The sequence below is a fragment of the Blastococcus haudaquaticus genome (genome assembly GCF_900230285.1).
Classification (GTDB): Bacteria; Actinomycetota; Actinomycetes; order Mycobacteriales; family Geodermatophilaceae; genus Blastococcus_B; species Blastococcus_B haudaquaticus.
Genome location: NZ_OCNK01000001.1, coordinates 19,722 through 37,430, shown reverse-complemented (window position 1 = coordinate 37,430; position 17,709 = coordinate 19,722). Strand labels below are relative to the sequence as shown.

General features: G+C 73.8%; 18 protein-coding genes and 1 pseudogene. 11 read left to right on the top strand and 8 right to left on the bottom strand.

The genetic code is table 11. The features are described from left to right. Position 1: 1 nt before the first annotated feature. The 3 genes from pyrH to CRP30_RS00185 all read left to right on the top strand — a co-directional run bounded on the left by pyrH (position 2) and on the right by CRP30_RS00185 (position 2,564). On the top strand, positions 2-751 hold the full coding sequence (pyrH, locus tag CRP30_RS00195) for a UMP kinase (protein WP_143278375.1): 750 nt from the start codon (positions 2-4) through the stop codon (positions 749-751). A 75-nt stretch (positions 752-826) separates the two neighbouring features. After that, complete coding sequence (frr, locus tag CRP30_RS00190) at positions 827-1,384, top strand: ribosome recycling factor (protein WP_097181977.1); 558 nt, start codon at positions 827-829, stop codon at positions 1,382-1,384. Between the two features lie 34 nt (positions 1,385-1,418). Beyond that, entirely contained in the window at positions 1,419-2,564 is a 1,146-nt protein-coding gene (locus CRP30_RS00185) for a phosphatidate cytidylyltransferase (protein WP_097181976.1), read from the top strand. Between the two features lies 1 nt (position 2,565). Here CRP30_RS00185 and CRP30_RS00180 read toward each other — a convergent pair whose 3' ends face one another. Next, a complete protein-coding gene (locus CRP30_RS00180) occupies positions 2,566-3,672 on the bottom strand; it encodes a GNAT family N-acetyltransferase (RefSeq protein WP_200814480.1) in 1,107 nt (368 codons plus the stop codon). Positions 3,673-3,711: 39 nt separating this feature from the next. On the opposite strand from CRP30_RS00180, the gene CRP30_RS00175 reads away from it, so the two are divergent. Next, entirely contained in the window at positions 3,712-4,683 is a 972-nt protein-coding gene (locus CRP30_RS00175) for a DUF2332 domain-containing protein (RefSeq protein ID WP_097183034.1), read from the top strand. Between the two features lie 10 nt (positions 4,684-4,693). Here CRP30_RS00175 and CRP30_RS00170 read toward each other — a convergent pair whose 3' ends face one another. Together CRP30_RS00170 and CRP30_RS00165 are read right to left on the bottom strand one after the other, a co-directional pair. Further along, positions 4,694-5,470, bottom strand: coding sequence for a polyphosphate kinase 2 family protein (locus CRP30_RS00170; protein WP_097181975.1), 777 nt, complete (start codon positions 5,468-5,470; stop codon positions 4,694-4,696). Between the two features lie 166 nt (positions 5,471-5,636). Then, complete coding sequence (locus CRP30_RS00165) at positions 5,637-6,290, bottom strand: TrmH family RNA methyltransferase (protein ID WP_097183033.1); 654 nt, start codon at positions 6,288-6,290, stop codon at positions 5,637-5,639. 33 nt (positions 6,291-6,323) lie between these two features. On the opposite strand from CRP30_RS00165, the gene rlmN reads away from it, so the two are divergent. Together rlmN and CRP30_RS00155 are read left to right on the top strand one after the other, a co-directional pair. Then, entirely contained in the window at positions 6,324-7,496 is a 1,173-nt protein-coding gene (gene rlmN, locus CRP30_RS00160) for a dual-specificity RNA methyltransferase RlmN (RefSeq protein ID WP_097181974.1), read from the top strand. Then, on the top strand, positions 7,493-8,209 hold the full coding sequence (locus CRP30_RS00155; protein ID WP_097181973.1) for a VIT1/CCC1 transporter family protein: 717 nt from the start codon (positions 7,493-7,495) through the stop codon (positions 8,207-8,209). Before rlmN ends, CRP30_RS00155 begins: the two co-directional genes overlap by 4 nt. Before the next feature lie 401 nt (positions 8,210-8,610). Here CRP30_RS00155 and CRP30_RS22895 read toward each other — a convergent pair. The 3 genes and pseudogenes from CRP30_RS22895 to CRP30_RS00140 form a co-directional block, all read right to left on the bottom strand. Further along, positions 8,611-8,919 (bottom strand): annotated as a pseudogene (locus CRP30_RS22895) (hypothetical protein); the annotation flags it as partial. A 2-nt stretch (positions 8,920-8,921) separates the two neighbouring features. Beyond that, the gene (locus CRP30_RS00145) at positions 8,922-9,104 is read right to left on the bottom strand and encodes an LAVTG motif-containing sortase-dependent surface protein (protein ID WP_235003075.1); all 183 of its coding nucleotides are present in this window, start codon (positions 9,102-9,104) and stop codon (positions 8,922-8,924) included. Between the two features lie 124 nt (positions 9,105-9,228). Beyond that, the gene (locus tag CRP30_RS00140; RefSeq protein WP_097181971.1) at positions 9,229-9,516 is read right to left on the bottom strand and encodes a DUF2631 domain-containing protein; all 288 of its coding nucleotides are present in this window, start codon (positions 9,514-9,516) and stop codon (positions 9,229-9,231) included. Positions 9,517-9,760: 244 nt separating this feature from the next. On the opposite strand from CRP30_RS00140, the gene dxr reads away from it, so the two are divergent. From dxr to CRP30_RS00115, 5 genes are all read left to right on the top strand, one after another. Further along, positions 9,761-10,960 (top strand): 1-deoxy-D-xylulose-5-phosphate reductoisomerase, encoded by a 1,200-nt coding sequence (dxr, locus tag CRP30_RS00135; RefSeq protein ID WP_097181970.1) that lies wholly within the window; start codon positions 9,761-9,763, stop codon positions 10,958-10,960. Positions 10,961-10,973: 13 nt separating this feature from the next. Beyond that, the gene (locus tag CRP30_RS00130; RefSeq protein WP_369406751.1) at positions 10,974-12,341 is read left to right on the top strand and encodes a M50 family metallopeptidase; all 1,368 of its coding nucleotides are present in this window, start codon (positions 10,974-10,976) and stop codon (positions 12,339-12,341) included. A gap of 65 nt (positions 12,342-12,406) precedes the next feature. Then, a complete protein-coding gene (gene ispG / locus CRP30_RS00125; RefSeq protein ID WP_097181969.1) occupies positions 12,407-13,567 on the top strand; it encodes a flavodoxin-dependent (E)-4-hydroxy-3-methylbut-2-enyl-diphosphate synthase in 1,161 nt (386 codons plus the stop codon). A gap of 8 nt (positions 13,568-13,575) precedes the next feature. Beyond that, entirely contained in the window at positions 13,576-14,427 is an 852-nt protein-coding gene (locus CRP30_RS00120; RefSeq protein ID WP_097181968.1) for a GNAT family N-acetyltransferase, read from the top strand. Positions 14,428-14,505: 78 nt separating this feature from the next. Further along, entirely contained in the window at positions 14,506-16,413 is a 1,908-nt protein-coding gene (locus CRP30_RS00115) for a penicillin-binding transpeptidase domain-containing protein (protein WP_235003074.1), read from the top strand. Between the two features lie 57 nt (positions 16,414-16,470). On the opposite strand, the gene CRP30_RS00110 is transcribed toward CRP30_RS00115, so the two are convergent. Further along, positions 16,471-16,941 (bottom strand): ferritin-like domain-containing protein, encoded by a 471-nt coding sequence (locus CRP30_RS00110; RefSeq protein ID WP_097181967.1) that lies wholly within the window; start codon positions 16,939-16,941, stop codon positions 16,471-16,473. A gap of 12 nt (positions 16,942-16,953) precedes the next feature. Then, positions 16,954-17,442, bottom strand: a complete 489-nt coding sequence (locus tag CRP30_RS00105) for a hypothetical protein (RefSeq protein WP_097183030.1) — start codon at positions 17,440-17,442, stop codon at positions 16,954-16,956. Between the last annotated feature and the right edge of the window lie 267 nt (positions 17,443-17,709).

The following is a 17,709-nucleotide window of genomic DNA, read 5'->3' as shown; positions in this document are numbered from 1 at the left end:
GTTGTCCGCCCCCACCGCGTTCCAGCCGGCGGACGGCAACGGCTACCAGCGGGTGCTGCTCAAGCTCTCCGGTGAGACCTTCGGCGGCGGCAAGGTCGGCGTCGACGCCGACATCGTGCGCGGCATCGCCGAGCAGCTGGCGGAGGTGATCGCCAAGGGCACCCAGGTCGCGGTCGTCATGGGCGGTGGCAACTTCTTCCGCGGCGCGGAGCTCAGCCAGGCCGGCATGGACCGCACCAAGGCCGACTACATGGGCATGCTGGGGACGGTCATGAACTGCCTGGCCCTGCAGGACTTCTGCGAGAAGGCCGGGCTCGAGACGCGCGTGCAGTCGGCCATCACCATGGGCCAGGTCGCCGAGCCCTACATCCCGCGCAAGGCGATCCGCCACCTCGAGAAGGGCCGGTTGGTCATCTTCGGCGCCGGTGCCGGCATGCCCTACTTCTCCACCGACACCGTCGCCGCCCAGCGCGCCCTGGAGATCGAGTGCCAGGTCCTGCTGATGGGCAAGAACGGTGTGGACGGCGTCTACGACGACGACCCGCGCACCAACCCCGACGCCGTCATGTACGACGACCTCGACTACGCCACCGTCCTGGCCAAGCAGCTCAAGGTCGCCGACGCGACGGCGATCAGCCTGTGCATGGACAACGCCATGCCGATCGTCGTGTTCAACCTCCTGCGCGACGGCAACATCGCGCGGGCGACCGCAGGTGAGAGGATCGGCACGCTGATCAGCCAACCGGCCTGACCCCGGTCACGACGGAACGACAGCGAAGACGATGACGGTGGGCGCCGACGCCCACCGCCGATGGAGGGAAGACCCGTGATCGACGACACCCTGCTCGATGCCGAGGAGCGGATGGACAAGGCCCTGTCGGTCGCCCGCGAGGATCTCGGATCGGTGCGGACCGGCCGGGCCGCACCCTCGATGTTCAACAAGATCATGGTCGACTACTACGGCGCCTACACCCCGGTGCCGCAGATGGCCTCGATCACCGTGCCCGAGGCGCGGATGGCCGTCATCAAGCCCTACGACATGGGGCAGCTGGCAGCCATCGAGAAGGCCATCCGCGACAGCGACCTCGGCGTCAACCCCACCAACGACGGCCAGATCCTCCGCGTGACCTTCCCCCAGCTCACCGAGGAGCGCCGCCGCGACCTGGTCAAGCAGGCCCGCGCCAAGGGCGAGGACGCCAAGGTCGCCATCCGCAACATCCGGCGCCGTGCCAAGGACGAGCTCGACCGCATCGTGAAGGACGGCGAGGCCGGCGAGGACGACGTCCGCCGCGCGGAGAAGGAGCTCGACCACCTCACCGAGCAGCACGTGCAGGGCATCGACGAGGCCATGAAGAACAAGGAGACCGAGCTGCTCGAGGTCTGACCCCGACGGCCCGCGAGCTCATGACCCCGCCCCGATGACCGAACCCTCTGCCGCGAACCGGCCCGGCACGTCCGGGCCGGGCACCGAACCGTTGCCCCGCCAGGGTTCGCCGGCCGTGCAGCACTCGGAGCCCCTCGACGGTCCCGTGCCCGACCGCCCAGTGCCCGACCGCCCAGTGCCCGACCGCTCCGTGCCCGACCTGCCGCAGCGGCCGTCCTGGAGCGATCCCGCGGACGGCGACACCGGGCCCGTCCCCATCGTCGGCGACCGGCCGACGCCGCCCCTGCGGGGGATCAGCCCCGGACCGAGCGCGACGGCGGCACCCCTCCCGACCGAGGTGGAGGAGCTGCCGACCACGGAGAGGCCCGCGGGCGGTCGCGCCGGCCGCGACCTCCGGGCCGCGATCGGGGTCGGCGTCGGGCTCGTGGCGGTCATCCTGGCGTCGCTGTTCGTCTGGCGCCCGGCGTTCCTGGCCGTGCTCCTGGCGGCCATCCTGGTCGCCGTCGTCGAGCTCACCCGTGCCCTGGGCGCCGGTCGGTTCCACCCGCCGCTCGTGCCCCTCCTGGTCGGGACGCTGGTCATCGAGGGCCTGGCCTGGAGCCGCGGGCCCACCGGGCTGGTCGTCGGATACCTGCTCACCGCCCTCGCGGTGGTGCTGTGGCGACTCGGTCACGGGCCGGCCGGCTACCTCAAGGACGCCGCCTCCGGGGTCCTCGTCGCTCTCTACGTGCCGTTCCTGGCCGGCTTCGCCGTCCTGCTCCTGGTGCCCGACGACGGCGCGGTCCGCGTGCTCGCCTTCATCGCCACCGTCATCGCCAGCGACGTGGGCGGCTACGCGGCCGGTGTGCTCATCGGCAGGCACGCGATGGCCCCCACCATCAGCCCGAAGAAGTCCTGGGAGGGCTTCGCCGGCTCGGTGGCCACCTGCATGCTCGTCGCCACCCCGGTCATCGCGCTGGCCCTCGACGGACCGTGGTGGGGCGGCGTCCTCTTCGGTGCGGCCATCGCGGCCACGGCCACCATCGGTGACCTGGGCGAGTCGCTGATCAAGCGCGACCTGGGCATCAAGGACATGGGCAACCTGCTGCCCGGCCACGGCGGCATCATGGACCGGCTGGACTCCCTCCTGCCGTCCGCCGCTGTCGCCTACCTGCTGCTCTCGGTGCTCGCCCCCGTCTGAATCAGCCGGGTCGGCTGACGGACCACGTCCTCCCCACCGTCCCGAAGCCGCGACGGGCGTACCACTCCCGCGGCCAGTCGTCGGCGGCCGCCTCCAGCACGACGAGGTCGCAGTCGGCCGCCGTCGCGAGGTCGAGGCAGCGGGCGAGCACGGCATCCCCGTGGCCACGGCCCCGGGCGGTCGGGTCGGTCATCACCGACTCGACGGCGGCGGTGGCGCCGTCGATGCGCACCTGGCCGGCGGCCACCACCCGCCCGGCCTCGCGCACCACCACGTCGCGCACCGCGACGACCCGGTCGTTGAGCTGCTCGCGGCCGATCAACTGGGTGACCACCCGGTCCAGGTCCGTCGCGGTACCGGGCAGGTCCGACCGCCAGGACCGGTCCCACAGGTCGTGCACCTGGTGCTGGGGGGCGACCTCGGCCCGCTCGCCGCCGGGCAGCGAACCCGCTCCGCGGGCCATCAGCAGCAGCTCCTCGACCTCCCAGCCGCGGGCACCCAGTTCCGCGGCGACGTCGCCGGCGCCGGGCCACAGGAGCGCCGCGGTCAGGTTCGGCCAGCCCGCGTTGCCGCCCACATCGGCTGCAGTCGCCTCCACCGTGCCGGCGTCCACCGGCTCGGTGAGGACCAACCGGTTGTTGTCCCGGGAGTGCGGGAAGTCGGGGTCGAGCACGGCGACACCGCCGGGGACGTCGCCTGTGCCGACCGCGCGGCGTACCGGCAGGGACGCGTAGAAGGCCAGGGTCCGGCCGAGGACGTCGTCGGGTGCGGGCAGCACGGGCGGCACCGGCGGACGGTAGGGGAGGACGGCCACGACGGCGTGCGTCGGCAGCGAGCCGTAGAGGTGGGGGAAGCGCCGGCCGTCGGGGTCGGCGGGCACCCCCTCCTCGAACCGCACGGGGTCGGTCAGCCGGGCCGGGTCGATCACGAGCAGCAGCAGATCGCGGCGGCCCGGGTAGAGCGCCCGGGCCGGGAGGTGGACCTGGTCCGGCGTGGACAGGTGCACGAACCCGACGGATGCCAGGGACGGCGGGCGGACGGCGCCCTCGTCGAGCGCGGCCCGCCACCGCGCGGGCTCGATCAGGTGCAGGAGCAGATCCTCGGCCACGGAGGCGATCCTGGTGCATCCGTGCGGCACGATGTCGGGATGCCCGACCGCGACGACCGCCGGCGGCTGGCGGAGGGCTATCGGGCCTTCGTCGGGGAGGCGGCCGCGGAGTCACCGGTCTACTCCGCGCTGGCGGCTGCGGTCGCCGAGGACGGCGAGGTGCTGGACTTCCTGTCCGGGTTGCCGGAGGGCAGGCGCGGGCCCCCGCTGCTGTTCGGCGCGCTCGCGTACCTGGGTGGGGTCCCGGCGGACGGAGCCGCCCTGCGCGAGCGGATCCTGGGGGATCACGACCGTCTCCGGACGACGATGCTGCAGCGCACCACCCAGACGAACGAGGCCGCACGCTGCGCCGCCCTGCTCCCGGTCCTCGCGGCGATCGGCGGTCCGCTGGCGCTGATCGAGGTGGGTACCTCCGCGGGCCTGTGCCTGTATCCCGACCGCTACAGCTACGACTACGACGGTCGGCTGGTCGGCGCCCGGCAGCCGGTCCACCTGCGCTGCGCCACGTCGGGTCCCGTGCCGGTCCCGGACGCGCTCCCGCACGTCGGCGCTCGCATCGGCATCGACCTGAACCCGCTCGACGTCACCGACGCCGGCGACCTGGCCTGGCTGCGCGCACTGGTCTGGCCGGGCCCCGCGCAGGCCGAGCGCCTGCAACGGCTCGACGCGGCCGCCGCCGTCGTCGCGCAGGACCCGCCCGTGCTGCTGACCGGCGACCTCGTCGCACGGCTGCCCGATGCGCTCGCCCTCGTGCCGGACGGCGCCACCCCCGTCGTCCTGCACACGGCCGTGCTGCCGTACGTGGGCGCGGCCGGCCGGGCGGCGTTCGTCGAGCAGGTGCGCAGCCTGCCCGTGCGCTGGGTCGCCCAGGAGGGGGCGGGCATGGTGCCCGGCACGGGGAAGCCCCACCCCGGCGGATGGGGCCCGTACTTCGTGCTCTCCCTCGACGGGCGACCGCTCGCGCACACCGGGCCGCACGGCGGGCGGATCGACTGGCTGACCCCCGAGTGACCCGGCGTCGTCAGGGACCGGTGGGACCCAGCGGTGGGTCAGGGTCGATGCCACGGGCGTGCAGGGCGGACTCGATGGCGTCGCAGACGGCGCGGACGACCGCGACGCGGGCCCACCGCTTGTCGTCCCCGGCGATCACGTGCCAGGGCCCCGCGGGGTGGTCGGTGCGCTCGAGCATGTCCTCGACGGCGGCTTCGTAGGCGGGTCGCTTCTCGCGGTTCCGCCAGTCCTCCTCGGTCAGCTTCCACGCCTTGTACGGGTCGTCGCGGCGCGACTCGAACCGGCGCAGTTGCTCCTCGGGTGAGAGGTGCATCCAGAACTTCACGACGATCGTGCCCTCGGCGGCCAGCGTCGACTCGAGGTCGACGATCTCGGCGTAGGCGCGCTGCCAGGCCTCGTCAGTGGCAAACCCCTCGACCCGCTCCACCAGCACCCGGCCGTACCAGGTGCGATCCAGCACGGCCATGCCGCCCCAGCCCGGCAGCACCGGCCAGAACCGCCACAGGAAGTGGTGCCGCTTCTCGTCGTGGGTGGGGGCGGCGAACTGCGCGACCCGCACGTGCCGCGAGTCGAGCTCCTCGACCAGGCGCTGGATCGCCCCGCCCTTGCCGGAGGCGTCCCAGCCCTCGAAGAGAACCAGCAGCGGGGGACCGAGCTCACCGGGGCCGATCTGGCCGCCCAGGAGCAGGCGCAGGTGCACCAACCGCTCCTGCGCCGCCTTCAGCTGCTCCTTGGCGTCCTTCTTCGACAGGCTGACGGAGAGGTCGACGTCGGCGAGGCGGCTCATGGGCAGAGAGCCTGACGCAGCAGGTCCGTCCTGTCGCGCCGAGCAGGCCCGAAGGGTCCGCGCAGTCGAAGGACCCCCCTGCCCCCACCCCTCACAGGCTCGCGGAGGGACCCTGCAGCGGGGCCTGACGGCTCAGCGTGGGTCGGGAGGGCTCCTGGTCGCGGTGTCATCCGGAGGATGACGAAGCATGGAGTCGGATCCAGGCGTGCATGGCGATCCCTGCGGCGACACCGGCGTTGATCGACCGCGTGGAGCCGTACTGGGCGATGGAGAGCACCCCGTCGGCGGCGTCGCGGGCCTCGGCGGACAGGCCGCTGCCCTCCTGGCCGAACAGGAGGACGCAGGCGCGCGGGAGCTCCGCCGTCTCCAGCGGCCGGGCCCCGGGGAGGTTGTCCACGGCCAGGAGCGGCAGGCCCGCCTCCCGGGCCCACTCCACGAGGGAGGCGACGTCGGGGTGGTGGCGGACGTGCTGGTAGCGGTCGGTGACCATGGCCCCGCGCCGGTTCCAGCGCTTCTTCCCGACCACGTGCACGGCCTCGGCGAGGAATGCGTTGGCCGTCCGGACGACGGTCCCGATGTTCAGGTCGTGCCGCCAGTTCTCAATGGCCACGTGGAAGGGATGCCGACGGGTGTCGAGGTCGGCCACGATCGCCTCGACGGTCCAGTAGCGGTAGCGGTCGACGACGTTGCGCCGGTCCCCGTGCTCGAGCAGCTCGGGGTCGTACCGGTCGTCCTGCGGCCACGTCCCGGGCCACGGGCCCACGCCGACGGTGTCGAGGACGGCCTCCGGCGGGGTGAGGTCGGTCTCCGGGTCGGCCATCCGGCCCACGCTAGTGGGACCATGGGGGACGCCATGACTGCCCTCCCGCTCGTCTTCGACGCCCCACGCCGGGGCATGCCCCCGCGCCACCTCGCCGATCTCACCCGCGAGGAGGCGCGCGCCGCGGTCACCGAGCTCGGACAGCCCGCGTTCCGCGCCGACCAGCTGGCCCGGCACTTCTACCGCGGGGTCACCGATCCGGCGCAGATGACCGACGTCCCCGCGGACGCCCGCCACGCGCTCTCCGAGGCGCTGCTGCCGGGCCTGCTCACCGTCGTACGGCACCAGACCGCCGACGACGGGCGCACCCGCAAGACGCTGTGGCGGCTGCACGACGGAGCGCTGGTCGAGAGCGTGCTCATGCGCTATCCCGACCGCGCGACGGTCTGCATCTCCAGCCAGGCCGGCTGCGGCATGGCCTGCCCGTTCTGCGCCACCGGCCAGCAGGGCCTGACCCGCAACCTCTCGGCCGCCGAGATCATCGGCCAGGCGGTGGCCGCGGCGGCCGCCATGGCGAACGGCGAGATCGACGGCGGCCCCGGACGGCTGTCCAACGTGGTCTTCATGGGCATGGGGGAGCCGCTGGCCAACTACGCCCGCGTCCGCAAGACCCTCGACGCGCTGCTCACCCCGGCCCCGCACGGGCTCGGCCTCTCCCAGCGATCGGTGACGGTCTCCACCGTCGGCCTGGTGCCGGCGATCCGCCGCCTCACCGACGAGGGGCGCAACGTCACCCTCGCGGTCAGCCTGCACGCCCCGGACGACGAGCTGCGGGACACGCTCGTGCCGATCAACACGCGATGGAAGGTCGGCGAAGTGATCGACGCCGCCGACGCGTACGCGCGGAAGACCGGCCGCCGGTACTCCATCGAGTACGCGCTCATCCGCGACGTCAACGACCAGCCCTTCCGGGCCGACCTGCTCGGGAAGCTGCTGGCCGGGAAGCTGGCGCACGTCAACCTCATCCCGCTCAACCCGACCCCGGGCAGCAAGTGGGACGCCAGCCCGCTGCCGGCCCAGCGCGAGTTCGTCGCGCGGCTGCGCGCGGCGGGCGTGGCGACGACGGTCCGCGACACCCGGGGCCAGGACATCGACGGCGCCTGCGGCCAGCTCGCCGCGTCCGACAGCGTGAGCCCACCCAGCGTCTCGCTCCCGATGCCGTCCGTCGAGCCACCGACCGAGCTGGGCGCCGAGGGAGACGAGTGACGTCGGCTGCTCACGCGGCCGAGGCGCACGAGCACAGCCACGCCGACGTCTCCGGCGGCTGGCTGCGGGCCGCCGTCTTCGGGGCCATGGACGGGCTGGTCACCAACACGGCGCTGGTCGCGGGCGTGGGCGGGGGCGGGGCAGCCCCGCGGGCCATCGTCCTGGCCGGGACGGCGAGCCTGGTGGCCGGCGCGATCTCGATGGCGCTGGGTGAGTATACGTCGGTGAAGACGCAGAACGAGCAGCTCGACCTCGAGGTCGAGAAGGAACGTCGCGAGCTCGCGCGCAACCCCGAGGGTGAGCTGGCGGAGCTGGTGGGGATGCTGCGGGCACGCGGGGTCGACGACGGCCTCGCCCACCAGGTCGCGGTGCAGCTGTCCCGCGATCCGGAGACCGCACTCCGTCTGCACGTCGTCGCCGAGATCGGCCTGAACCCCGAGGACAAGCCGTCGCCCGCAACGGCGGCGGTCTCCTCGTTCCTCACCTTCGGCACCGGCGCACTGCTGCCGCTGCTGCCCTACCTGTTCGGCCTCTCGCTGCTGTGGGTCGCGCTGCTCTGCGGCGGGGTCGGCCTGGTCGTCGCCGGGGCGGTGTCCTCCCGCTTCACGCCCCGGCCGTGGTGGTTCGCCGGGCTGCGTCAGCTGGTGTTCGGTGCCCTGGCGGCCGGGGTCACCTACTCGATCGGCTCGCTGATCGGCGTCAGCTTCGCCTGACCCGGTGGCTCACGGGCTGCAGTACAGCCCGGCGGCCGCCAGTGCGGCGGAGGTCTCTGTGGTGGCCCGGCGACGGTAGCCCTCCTCGTCGACGACCTGCGCCGGCAGCACGTCGACCCGTGACAGGTCCGGTCGCCGCGAGCCCGAGGAGATCGGTGGGCGACGTGCCGGCGTCCAGGGTGAGGGCGCCGGAGGCCGCCCACGCCAGGCCCTGCGCTCGCCAGGGTCGGACAGCGGATGAGCGAGCGGCTCTCGCGAACGCGGCGAGCACCGAGCCGGCGGCCGAGGGCGCGCCCCTCGGGGTCCGGTGGCGCCGGGGTCCACACGCCGTCGACGAGATGTTCGGGGTGGCGCGACCGGACGAGCGCCAGGGCGGTGAGGCCGTCGACCGTCTGCCGGCCGGGCCGGAGGATCTCCAGGCCGGCCGCGCGGTCCCGGACCGGTTCGGGGACGTCGACCTCGACGCCACCGACCGCATCGACCACGTCGGCGAAACCGGCCAGGTCGCGCCCAGCAGGATCCACGTCGTGCCGTCGGCTGTCGGCAGGACGACGTCCACCTGCTCGACCCGTCCCTGCAGCACCGCGACGTCGGCGGCCAGCAGGCCCAGGACGACCGCGGCGACCGTGCAGGCGGTCCGCAGCCGGACGCGCAGACGCCGCGGACGCCGGCCGGGAAGATCCCGACCGGCGTCCGCGGACGTGCGTCATGGTCAGACCTGAGCAGCCGCACCGGAGCGGCGGCGGGCGACCACCATGGCGCCGGCCCCGACCAGGACGAGCGCCAGGCCGCCGACCAGCGGCGCGGTGACGTCGGCGCCGGTGCTGGCCAGCTGCTTGCCGCCGGCGGCCACCGTGACGGGGTAGGACACGACGCTGCCGTCGGCGCGGGTCACCTTGAGCGTGTGGGCCCCGGCCGGAGCGCCGGCCGGCACGACGTGGCGTTGACGACGCCGTTGGCGTCGGCGGTGAAGGTGCCCCCGAGGGAGCGGACCTCTTCTGCGGTGCGGGGCGGAGCTCTCAGCGGCTGCGCCAGGCGTTCTTCCGACGTCGGATGTCCCAGACGAGGATCAGGACCATGCCGAGGGCGATGCCGACGATCCAGAGGTCCTCCATCCGGCCCTCGTGGTTGCCGAGCAGGTAGGTCAGCATCGCGAACACGGCGAACCAGGCGCCGATGCGGCCCTTCTTGCCGGTCTCGCCGTGCCAGCCCCAGTCCTCGGGCCGCTCGTGCTCGACGGGGTGGGCACCAGCGCGGACGACGCCCTCTTCACGACCGGGCTGGTTGACCCGCTGGGTCTCGCTCACGCGTTGCTCCTCGCTGGCCTGGGTGGAGCGCCTTCCCGGCGCTGATGCGTGTTCTGCCTCGCCCGCACGCTCGCGGACCCCCACATTCTGGCAGGCCGCGGGGCCGGACACCGGGCGAGGTGGCCCGGCGACGGCGCGCCGTCCCGTCGGGGAGGATGCGACCCGTGAGCGAACAGGGACGTGAGCATCGCCTGGACCTTCGAGCGAGGAGCGGAGCGGCCCGCGGCAGCGAACCGGAGGAACCGTGAGCGAACCCCGTCAGGTCACGCTGCTCGGCTCCACCGGCTCGATCGGCCGGCAGGCGATCGCGGTCGCCCACCAGAACCCTGACCGCCTGCAGATCACCGGTCTGGCGGCGGGCGGTGGCGACGTCGCCCGCTTGGCCGAACAGGCGCTGGCCCTCGGCGTCCGGACCGTCGCCGTGGCCCGGGCGACCTCCGCACAGGACCTGCAGCTGGCCTTCTACGCCGAGGCGTCGAAGCGCGGCTGGGCCAAGGGGGAGTACTCGCTGCCCGAGATCCTGGCCGGTCCCCGGGCGGCCGAGGAGCTGGCGGCGCGACCCGCGGACGTCGTCCTCAACGGCATCACCGGCTCGATCGGGCTGCGACCCACGCTGGCGGCGCTGCAGGCCGGGCGGACCGTGGCGCTGGCGAACAAGGAATCGCTGATCGCCGGGGGAGCACTGGTGACCGAGGCGGCGGCCCCCGGCCAGCTGGTGCCGGTGGACTCCGAGCACTCCGCCCTGGCCCAGTGCCTGCGCGGCGGGTCCCGGGACGAGGTCGCCCGGCTGGTGCTCACGGCGAGCGGCGGGCCCTTCCGCGGCCGCACCCCGGAGCAGCTGGCCGACGTCACCGTCGAGCAGGCGCTGGCGCACCCGACCTGGGCCATGGGCCCCGTCGTCACCATCAACTCCGCGACGCTGGTGAACAAGGGCCTGGAGCTCATCGAGGCGCACCTGCTCTTCGGCGTCCCCTACGCCGACATCGACGTCGTGGTGCACCCGCAGTCGATCGTCCACTCGATGGTGACGTTCGCCGACGGCGCGACGATCGCGCAGGCCAGTCCGCCGGACATGCGGTTGCCCATCGCGCTGGCGCTGGCCTGGCCCGAGCGGCTGCCGGTCGTGCAGCCGGCCCTGGACTGGTCGTCGGCGAGCAGCTGGGAGTTCTTCCCGCTGGACGACGCCGCGTTCCCCGCGGTGCGCCTCGCCCGGGTGGCCGGCGAGGCGGGTGGCGTCGTCCCGGCGCTGTACAACGCCGCGAACGAGGAGGCGGTCGCCGCCTTCGTGGCGGGTCGCCTGTCCTTCCGGGGCATCGTCGACCTGGTCGCGCGTACCCTCGACGACGCGCCGGACCTCGGCGTCCCCACCTCCGTCGAGGACGTTCTGGCGGCGGAGAAGTGGGCCCGGGAGCACGCCCGGGCCGTCATCGGCCGGGGCATGTGATGGAGGGGCTGCACTGAGCGGGCTGCTGCTGAGCGTCCTGGGAATCGTCGCCTTCGCGATCGGACTGCTCTTCTCCATCGGCTTCCACGAGGCCGGTCACTTCTTCTGGGCGCGGAAGTTCGGCATGCGCGTGCCCCAGTTCATGGTCGGCTTCGGCCCGACCCTGTTCTCCCGGAAGCGGGGGGAGACCGAGTACGGCATCAAGGCCGTCCCGCTCGGCGGCTACATCCGGATCGTCGGCATGATCCCGCCGGCCGAGGAGGGCGAGAGCAAGCGCGCCACCCGCATGCGCAGCTTCATCGCCGAGGTCCGCGGCCAGGCGCTCAACGACGTCCTCCCCAGCGACGGGGACCGCGTCTTCTACAAGAAGCCGTGGTGGCAGCGGGTCATCGTGATGTTCGCCGGGCCGTTCAACAACCTGGTGCTCGCGGTCCTGTTCTTCACCATCGTGCTCACCGCGTTCGGCGTCCCCGAGGCGTCCACGACGATCTCCCGGGTCCCCGGCTGCGTGCTGCCGGCGGGGGCGGACACCGCCGGTGCCGACGACCCCTGCGAGGTCCCGATCACGGCCGAGGGCAGGACGTGCGAGGCCGGGGCGCCGGGCTGCGCGCTGCCCGAACGGAGCCCTGCCGCGAAGGCCGGCCTCCTCCCGGGCGACACGATCGTCGCGATCGACGGCGAGCCGATCTCCCAGGAGACCGAGGTCGGCTGGGAGCGCATCCAGTCGACGATCCAGCGGAGCCCGGACCAGGCGGTCGTCTTCACCGTCGAGCGTGACGGCGAGGAGCGCGACCTCACCGTCACGCCGATCGAGAACACCGTCTACGCCTCGGCCGAGGGGACCGACACGAAGGTCGTCGGCTACGTGGGCATCGGGCCCGACCAGCCCTACGTGCAGCAGTCGGTCACCGAGGTGCCGGCGTTCCTGGGCGAGTACGTGGTCGGTGCCATCGACCGGCTGACCCAGATCCCGCAGAAGATCCCGGCCCTGTTCCGTGCCGCGTTCCTCGGCGAGGAGCGCGACCCGCAGGGACCCATCGGGGTCGTCGGCGTCGGGCGGATCTCCGGCGAGATCTTCGCGCTCGACGAGATCACCACCGCCGAGAAGGTCAGCACGTTCTTCCAGCTGCTCGCCGGGGTGAACCTGGTGCTGTTCCTGTTCAACCTCCTGCCGATCTACCCGCTGGACGGCGGCCACGTCGCCGGCGCCCTGTACGAGAAGGCGCGCTCCACCGTTGCGCGGTTGCGCGGGCGGCCCGATCCGGGGCCGTTCGACATCGCCCGGTTGATGCCGGTGGCCTACGTCGTGGCGGGGCTCTTCCTCGCGCTGTCGGCCCTGCTGTTCATCGCCGACATCGTCAACCCGATCACGCTGGGCTAGCGCGTCCGGCGCACGTCACAGCCGCGCCACCAGCGCGAATCGCATCGCGGGGGATACTGGCTGTCATGGCGATCCCCGTCGGCCTCGGCATGCCCGCTGCGCCTCCTCCCGTCCTCGCCCCCCGGCGCAAGACCCGGCAGCTGGACGTGGGCGGCGTCGGTGTCGGCAGCGACTTCCCGGTCAGCGTCCAGTCGATGTGCACGACGAAGACCGCCGACATCAACGCGACGCTCCAGCAGATCGCCGAGCTCACCGCCTCGGGCTGCCAGATCGTGCGCGTGGCCGTGCCCGACACCGACGACGCCGAGGCCCTGCCGATCATCGCGAAGAAGTCGCAGATCCCGGTCATCGCCGACATCCACTTCCAGCCGCGGTACGTCTTCGCCGCCATCGAGGCGGGCTGCGCCGCCGTCCGGGTCAACCCGGGGAACATCAAGAAGTTCGACGACAAGGTGGGGGAGATCGCCCGCGCCGCCAAGTACGCGGGCACCCCGATCCGCATCGGCGTCAACGCCGGCTCCCTGGACAAGCGGCTGCTGGCGAAGTACGGCAAGGCGACGCCGGAGGCGCTGGTCGAGTCCGCGCTCTGGGAGTGCTCGCTGTTCGAGGAGCACGACTTCCGCGACATCAAGATCTCGGTGAAGCACAACGACCCGGTGGTCATGGTGCGCGCCTACGAGCTGCTCGCCGCCCAGTGCGACTATCCGCTGCACCTGGGCGTCACCGAGGCCGGCCCCGCCTTCCAGGGCACCATCAAGTCCGCGGTCGCCTTCGGCGCGCTGCTGTCCCAGGGCATCGGCGACACCATCCGCGTCTCCCTCTCCGCCCCGCCGGCGGAGGAGGTCAAGGTCGGCAACCAGATCCTGGAGTCGCTGAACCTCCGTCAGCGCGGGCTGGAGATCGTCAGCTGCCCGTCGTGCGGTCGCGCGCAGGTCGACGTCTACAAGCTGGCCGACGAGGTGACCGCCGGGCTCGAGGGCATGGAGGTCCCGCTCCGCGTCGCCGTCATGGGCTGCGTCGTCAACGGTCCCGGGGAGGCCCGGGAAGCGGACCTCGGCGTGGCGTCCGGCAACGGCAAGGGGCAGATCTTCGTGAAGGGCGAGGTCGTCAAGACCGTGCCCGAGTCGCAGATCGTGGAGACCTTGATCGAGGAGGCCATGCGCATCGCGGCGGAGCAGACCGCGGCAGGGACGCCCTCCGGGGCGCCCGTCGTCAGCGTGAGCTGATCCGTCCCGTGCTCCGCACGTCCGCTGCCCGCGTCCTCGACGAGGGTGACGAGTCCGCCGTCCACCGACTGCTCTCCACCGACCCGGTGGCCTCCTGCGTCATCGCCGGTCGCGTCGAGACCTCCGGCACCGGGCCCGCGTCCCTGGGCGCACCCCTCTGGGGCTTCGGCGGGGGCGGAGACCTCAAGGCGATCTGCCTCGCCGGGGCGAACCTCATCCCCTTCGCCGTCCCGGGGGCCGAGGCCGCTGCGGCCGCCGCGTTCGCCGAGCGGGCCCGGCGGGCCGGCCGGCGATGCTCCACCATCGTGGGCCCGGCCGGGGCCGTCGCACCGCTCTGGGACCTCCTCTCGTCGCACTGGGGCCCGGCTCGCGACCACCGCCCCCGGCAGCCGCTGATGGCCATCGACGGGCCCCCGGCCGTCCCGGCGGAGCCCCGCGTCCGGCCGGTCCGTCCGGCGGAGTTGGAGACGCTGCTGCCCGCGGCGGTCGCGATGTTCACCGAGGAGGTCGGCGTCAGTCCCTTGCGGGTCGACGGCGGGGCCGGCTACCGGGCCCGGGTGGCGGAACTGGTCCGCGCCGGGCAGTCCCTGGCCTGGATCGAGCGCGACGAGGTGGTCTTCAAGGCCGAGATCGGTGCCGTGTCGCGCGCGGCCTGCCAGGTGCAGGGCGTCTGGGTGGCCCCCGCGTATCGAGGTCGTGGCATCGGGACGGCGGGGACGGCGGCCGTCGTCGAGTACGCGCGCACGGTCCTCGCGCCCGTCGTCAGTCTCTACGTCAACGACTTCAACACCTCCGCGCGGGCCGCCTACCACCGCGTGGGGTTCCGGGAGGTCGGGCAGTACGCAAGCGTGCTGTTCTGACGGTCCTGCCCGGAGGTTCGCGGCCGGCGCAGCGAGGCGTCAGAGGGACGGGGCTCTTCTTCTGGAAGGCTGACGCGCGTGCCGACGTGGACGCGCCCCCGACCTGCCCCCGCTCTCGCGACCGCCGTCCTGGTGCTGTCCGTACCGGTCCTCGCGGCCTGCTCGGGCAATTCCGAGGACGACGTCCGGGACGCGGCGAGCAGCTTCCTCGAGGCATGGGCCGGCGGGGACACCGCCGCGGCAGCGGCCGGGACCACCGACCCGGACGCTGCCACCGCCCTGCTCGAGCAGACGACCACGGACCTGCCCGAGGCGGCCCTCAGCACCGAGCTGGGTGAGGTCAGCGTCGACGACGGCACCGCCACCGTTGGGTGGACGGCGACCTGGGACCTCGCGGCCGCGCCGGACTGGACCTACGAGTCCACGCTGCGGCTGGAGGAGGGCGACGATGCCTGGCAGGTCGTCGCCGAGCCGGCCCTGATCCACCCCGAACTGGGCGAGGGCCAGCACCTGCAGCTCACCCGCACCCTGCCGGACCGGGCGCCGATCACCGACGGGACGGGGGCACCGCTGTTCGCTCCGACGGAGGTCGTCAACGTCGGCGTCGATCCGGCTCAGGTCACCGACCTGCCCACGCTCGCCGCCGGACTCGCGGCGGCCACCGGCGTGGCGGCCGAGGAGATCGTCGCCGACGTCGAGGCGGCGCCCGAGGGGCAGTTCGTCCCCGTGATCACCCTCCGGCGGCCGGACTTCGAGGCGATCCGCGCGCAGGTGTTCGACCTGCCCGGTGCCGTCTTCCCGACCGACACCCGGCTGCTCGCCCCGACCGCCCGCTTCGCCGCCGCCCTGCTCGGACGCGTCGGGGCCGCCACGGCCGAGGTGATCGAGGAGTCCGCCGATGACGGGGTGGCCCGCTACGCCGCCGGTGACCAGCTCGGGCTGTCCGGACTGCAGCGCGCCTTCCAGGAGCAGCTCGGCGGCACGCCGGGCTTCACCGTCACGGTGGTCAGCACCGACGAGGGCACCGCCGACGCGGGGATGGAGATCGCCGCCGTGGCACCCCAGGCCGGCACGGCGGTGCAGACGCCGCTGCTGCCGGCCGTGCAGAGCGCGGCCGACGCCGCTGTCGCCACGCAGGAGCTGGCCACGCACCTGGTGGTCGTGCGGCCCGGGACCGGCGAGATCCTCGCCGTGTCCTCCAACGAGGTGGCCGACGCGGGCAACGCCCTGAACGGCCAGTTCCCGCCGGGTTCGAGCTTCAAGACGGTCAGTGCGACGGCGCTCCTCTCCACCGGCACGCTCACGCCCGGCACCGCGGTGCCGTGCCCCGGGACGACGACCGTCGAGGGCCGCGAGTTCGAGAACCAGGACCAGTTCGACCTCGGGACGGTTCCGTTCACCGAGGCCTTCGCGCAGTCGTGCAACACGACCTTCATCCAGCAGGCGCTCCAGTTGCCGGACCCCGCGCTCGCCGAGGCCGCGACGTCCTACGGCGTCGGCACCGACTGGCAGCTGCCGGTGGGGGTGTTCGGGGGGAGCGTGCCCGCCGACAGCACCGGGACGACGAAGGCGGCGAACGCCATCGGCCAGGGCGAGGTGCTCGCGAGCCCGGCGCAGATGGCGCTGGTCGCCGCGGCGATCGCCAGCGGTACGCCCGCTGCGCCCGTCGAGGTCGTGGGCGGGGAACCGGCCGGTCCCGCTCCTGCGGGCCCCGGCCAGGCGGTGCTCGACGCCCTGCGGCCGATGATGCGGCAGGTCGTGCTGTCCGGGACGGCGACGGCGCTGGCCGACCGGGGCGAGGTGTACGGCAAGACCGGGACCGCGGAGTACGGCAGCAACACCCCGCCGGACTCGCACGGCTGGTTCGTGGGCTACCAGGTGGCCGGTCCGCAGGGCGACATCGCGTTCGCCGTTCTCGTCGAGGCGGGTCAGTCCAGCAGCGCCGCGGTGGGTGTCACGGACGCCTTCCTCGGCAACCTCGGCTGAGCCCCGCTGCAGGGTGCTTCTGCGAGCGCGCCCGCGGCAGGGCGGCGGGGTCTTCCCTCAGGCGGTGGGCAGCCCTGGGAGGGCGCGGGTCACCGGTGACTGGCCGGCCGCGCCGCGCCACCCGACGGCCCGGACCTCGGCGCCGGTGAGCGCCCTCATCGCCAGCTCCCGGGTCGAGCGCTCCACCGCCTGGTCCAGGACGCGCACCCAGGCCGCGGAGACGCCGTCCTCCAGCACCACGGCCAGCGCCGACGCGTCGGCGGGGGAGAGGACGGGGAAGGGGAGGCCGTAGGCGCCCTCGGCGGGCACCGGGTCGGCGCGGCGCGCGGCGAGGACGGCGACGACCTGGTCGCGGACGTCCCGGTGGGCCGTCTCGGAGGCCTGGGCCAGATCCTGCGAATCCGCGTCGAGGGCGGCACCCACGACGCCGTAGCCCCACACCGCGGCGTGCTCGGACGCGAGTGCCTCGCGCAGGGCCGCGTTCTCCGTGCCCTGGTCGAGAGTGCCCGGTCCGTCGTCGTCAGCCATCGGTGTTCCTCGTCATGCCAGTCGTCCGTCCTGCCCGGCCAGCCCGGCGGCGATGGAACCCAGCAGTGCGGCCCGTGCCCCGGACTGGTCGAGGCAGGCCGTGGCGTGCGAGGCGGCCGCCGCCGCGACCTGGCCGCGCAGCCACCCGCGGGTCCCCGGCGCCGGGGGAGCACCGGCTACCGGTGCCGACGCGGATGCGGACGCCCCGGGAGCCGCCGCCCGGAGGCGGGCCAGCTGCTCGTCCGCCTGGGCGGCGAGGTCGGCCACCTCCGCGGCGAGGGCGGGGTCGGCGGCGCCCGCGGCCACGAAGGCCGACACCACCGTCTCCTGCACCGCGACCTGGGCGCCCAGCTCGTCGGCCTGCTGGGTGGTCGCCTTCTCCCGCTCGTCGGCGGAGGACGACGTGCAGCCCGTCGCCAGCACGGCCAGTCCCGCCGCCGAGGCCGCGAGCAGGGTGCGCCGGGAGAACCCCCGCGGGCCGGAGGGGAGCGGAGAAGACATCTCCGCCATTCTCGCAGGCGGGACACCTCGGTGCCGGTAGTGCCGCCAGGCGCGTCCGCGCCCGTCCCGGGCGGACCCTCCGCCCCACCGGCCCCACGTCGTCGTCCGGGGCCGGCTCCGGCGTGCGGTCGGGGCGCCGCGCCCGGGGCGGTAGCCTGAGCACTTCCCCCCCATCCGGGTCCGCCCACCGCTGCACGCGGCTCGGCGCCCCAGCGGAGGGGTCCGGCGTTCCGCACGAGGCGGCCGCTCGAGCCCGGAGGAGGAGCC

Bases quoted from the DNA above. Each gene is read 5' to 3' on its own strand.
- CRP30_RS00185 (WP_097181976.1), top strand. From the start codon at position 1,419: ATGACCGAACCCTCTGCCGCGAACCGGCCCGGCACGTCCGGGCCGGGC.
- CRP30_RS00175 (WP_097183034.1), top strand. From the start codon at position 3,712: ATGCCCGACCGCGACGACCGCCGGCGGCTGGCGGAGGGCTATCGGGCC.
- CRP30_RS00170 (WP_097181975.1), bottom strand. From the start codon at position 5,470: ATGAGCCGCCTCGCCGACGTCGACCTCTCCGTCAGCCTGTCGAAGAAG.
- CRP30_RS00165 (WP_097183033.1), bottom strand. From the start codon at position 6,290: ATGGCCGACCCGGAGACCGACCTCACCCCGCCGGAGGCCGTCCTCGAC.
- rlmN (WP_097181974.1), top strand. From the start codon at position 6,324: ATGACTGCCCTCCCGCTCGTCTTCGACGCCCCACGCCGGGGCATGCCC.
- ispG (WP_097181969.1), top strand. From the start codon at position 12,407: ATGGCGATCCCCGTCGGCCTCGGCATGCCCGCTGCGCCTCCTCCCGTC.
- CRP30_RS00110 (WP_097181967.1), bottom strand. From the start codon at position 16,941: ATGGCTGACGACGACGGACCGGGCACTCTCGACCAGGGCACGGAGAAC.
- CRP30_RS00105 (WP_097183030.1), bottom strand. From the start codon at position 17,442: ATGTCTTCTCCGCTCCCCTCCGGCCCGCGGGGGTTCTCCCGGCGCACC.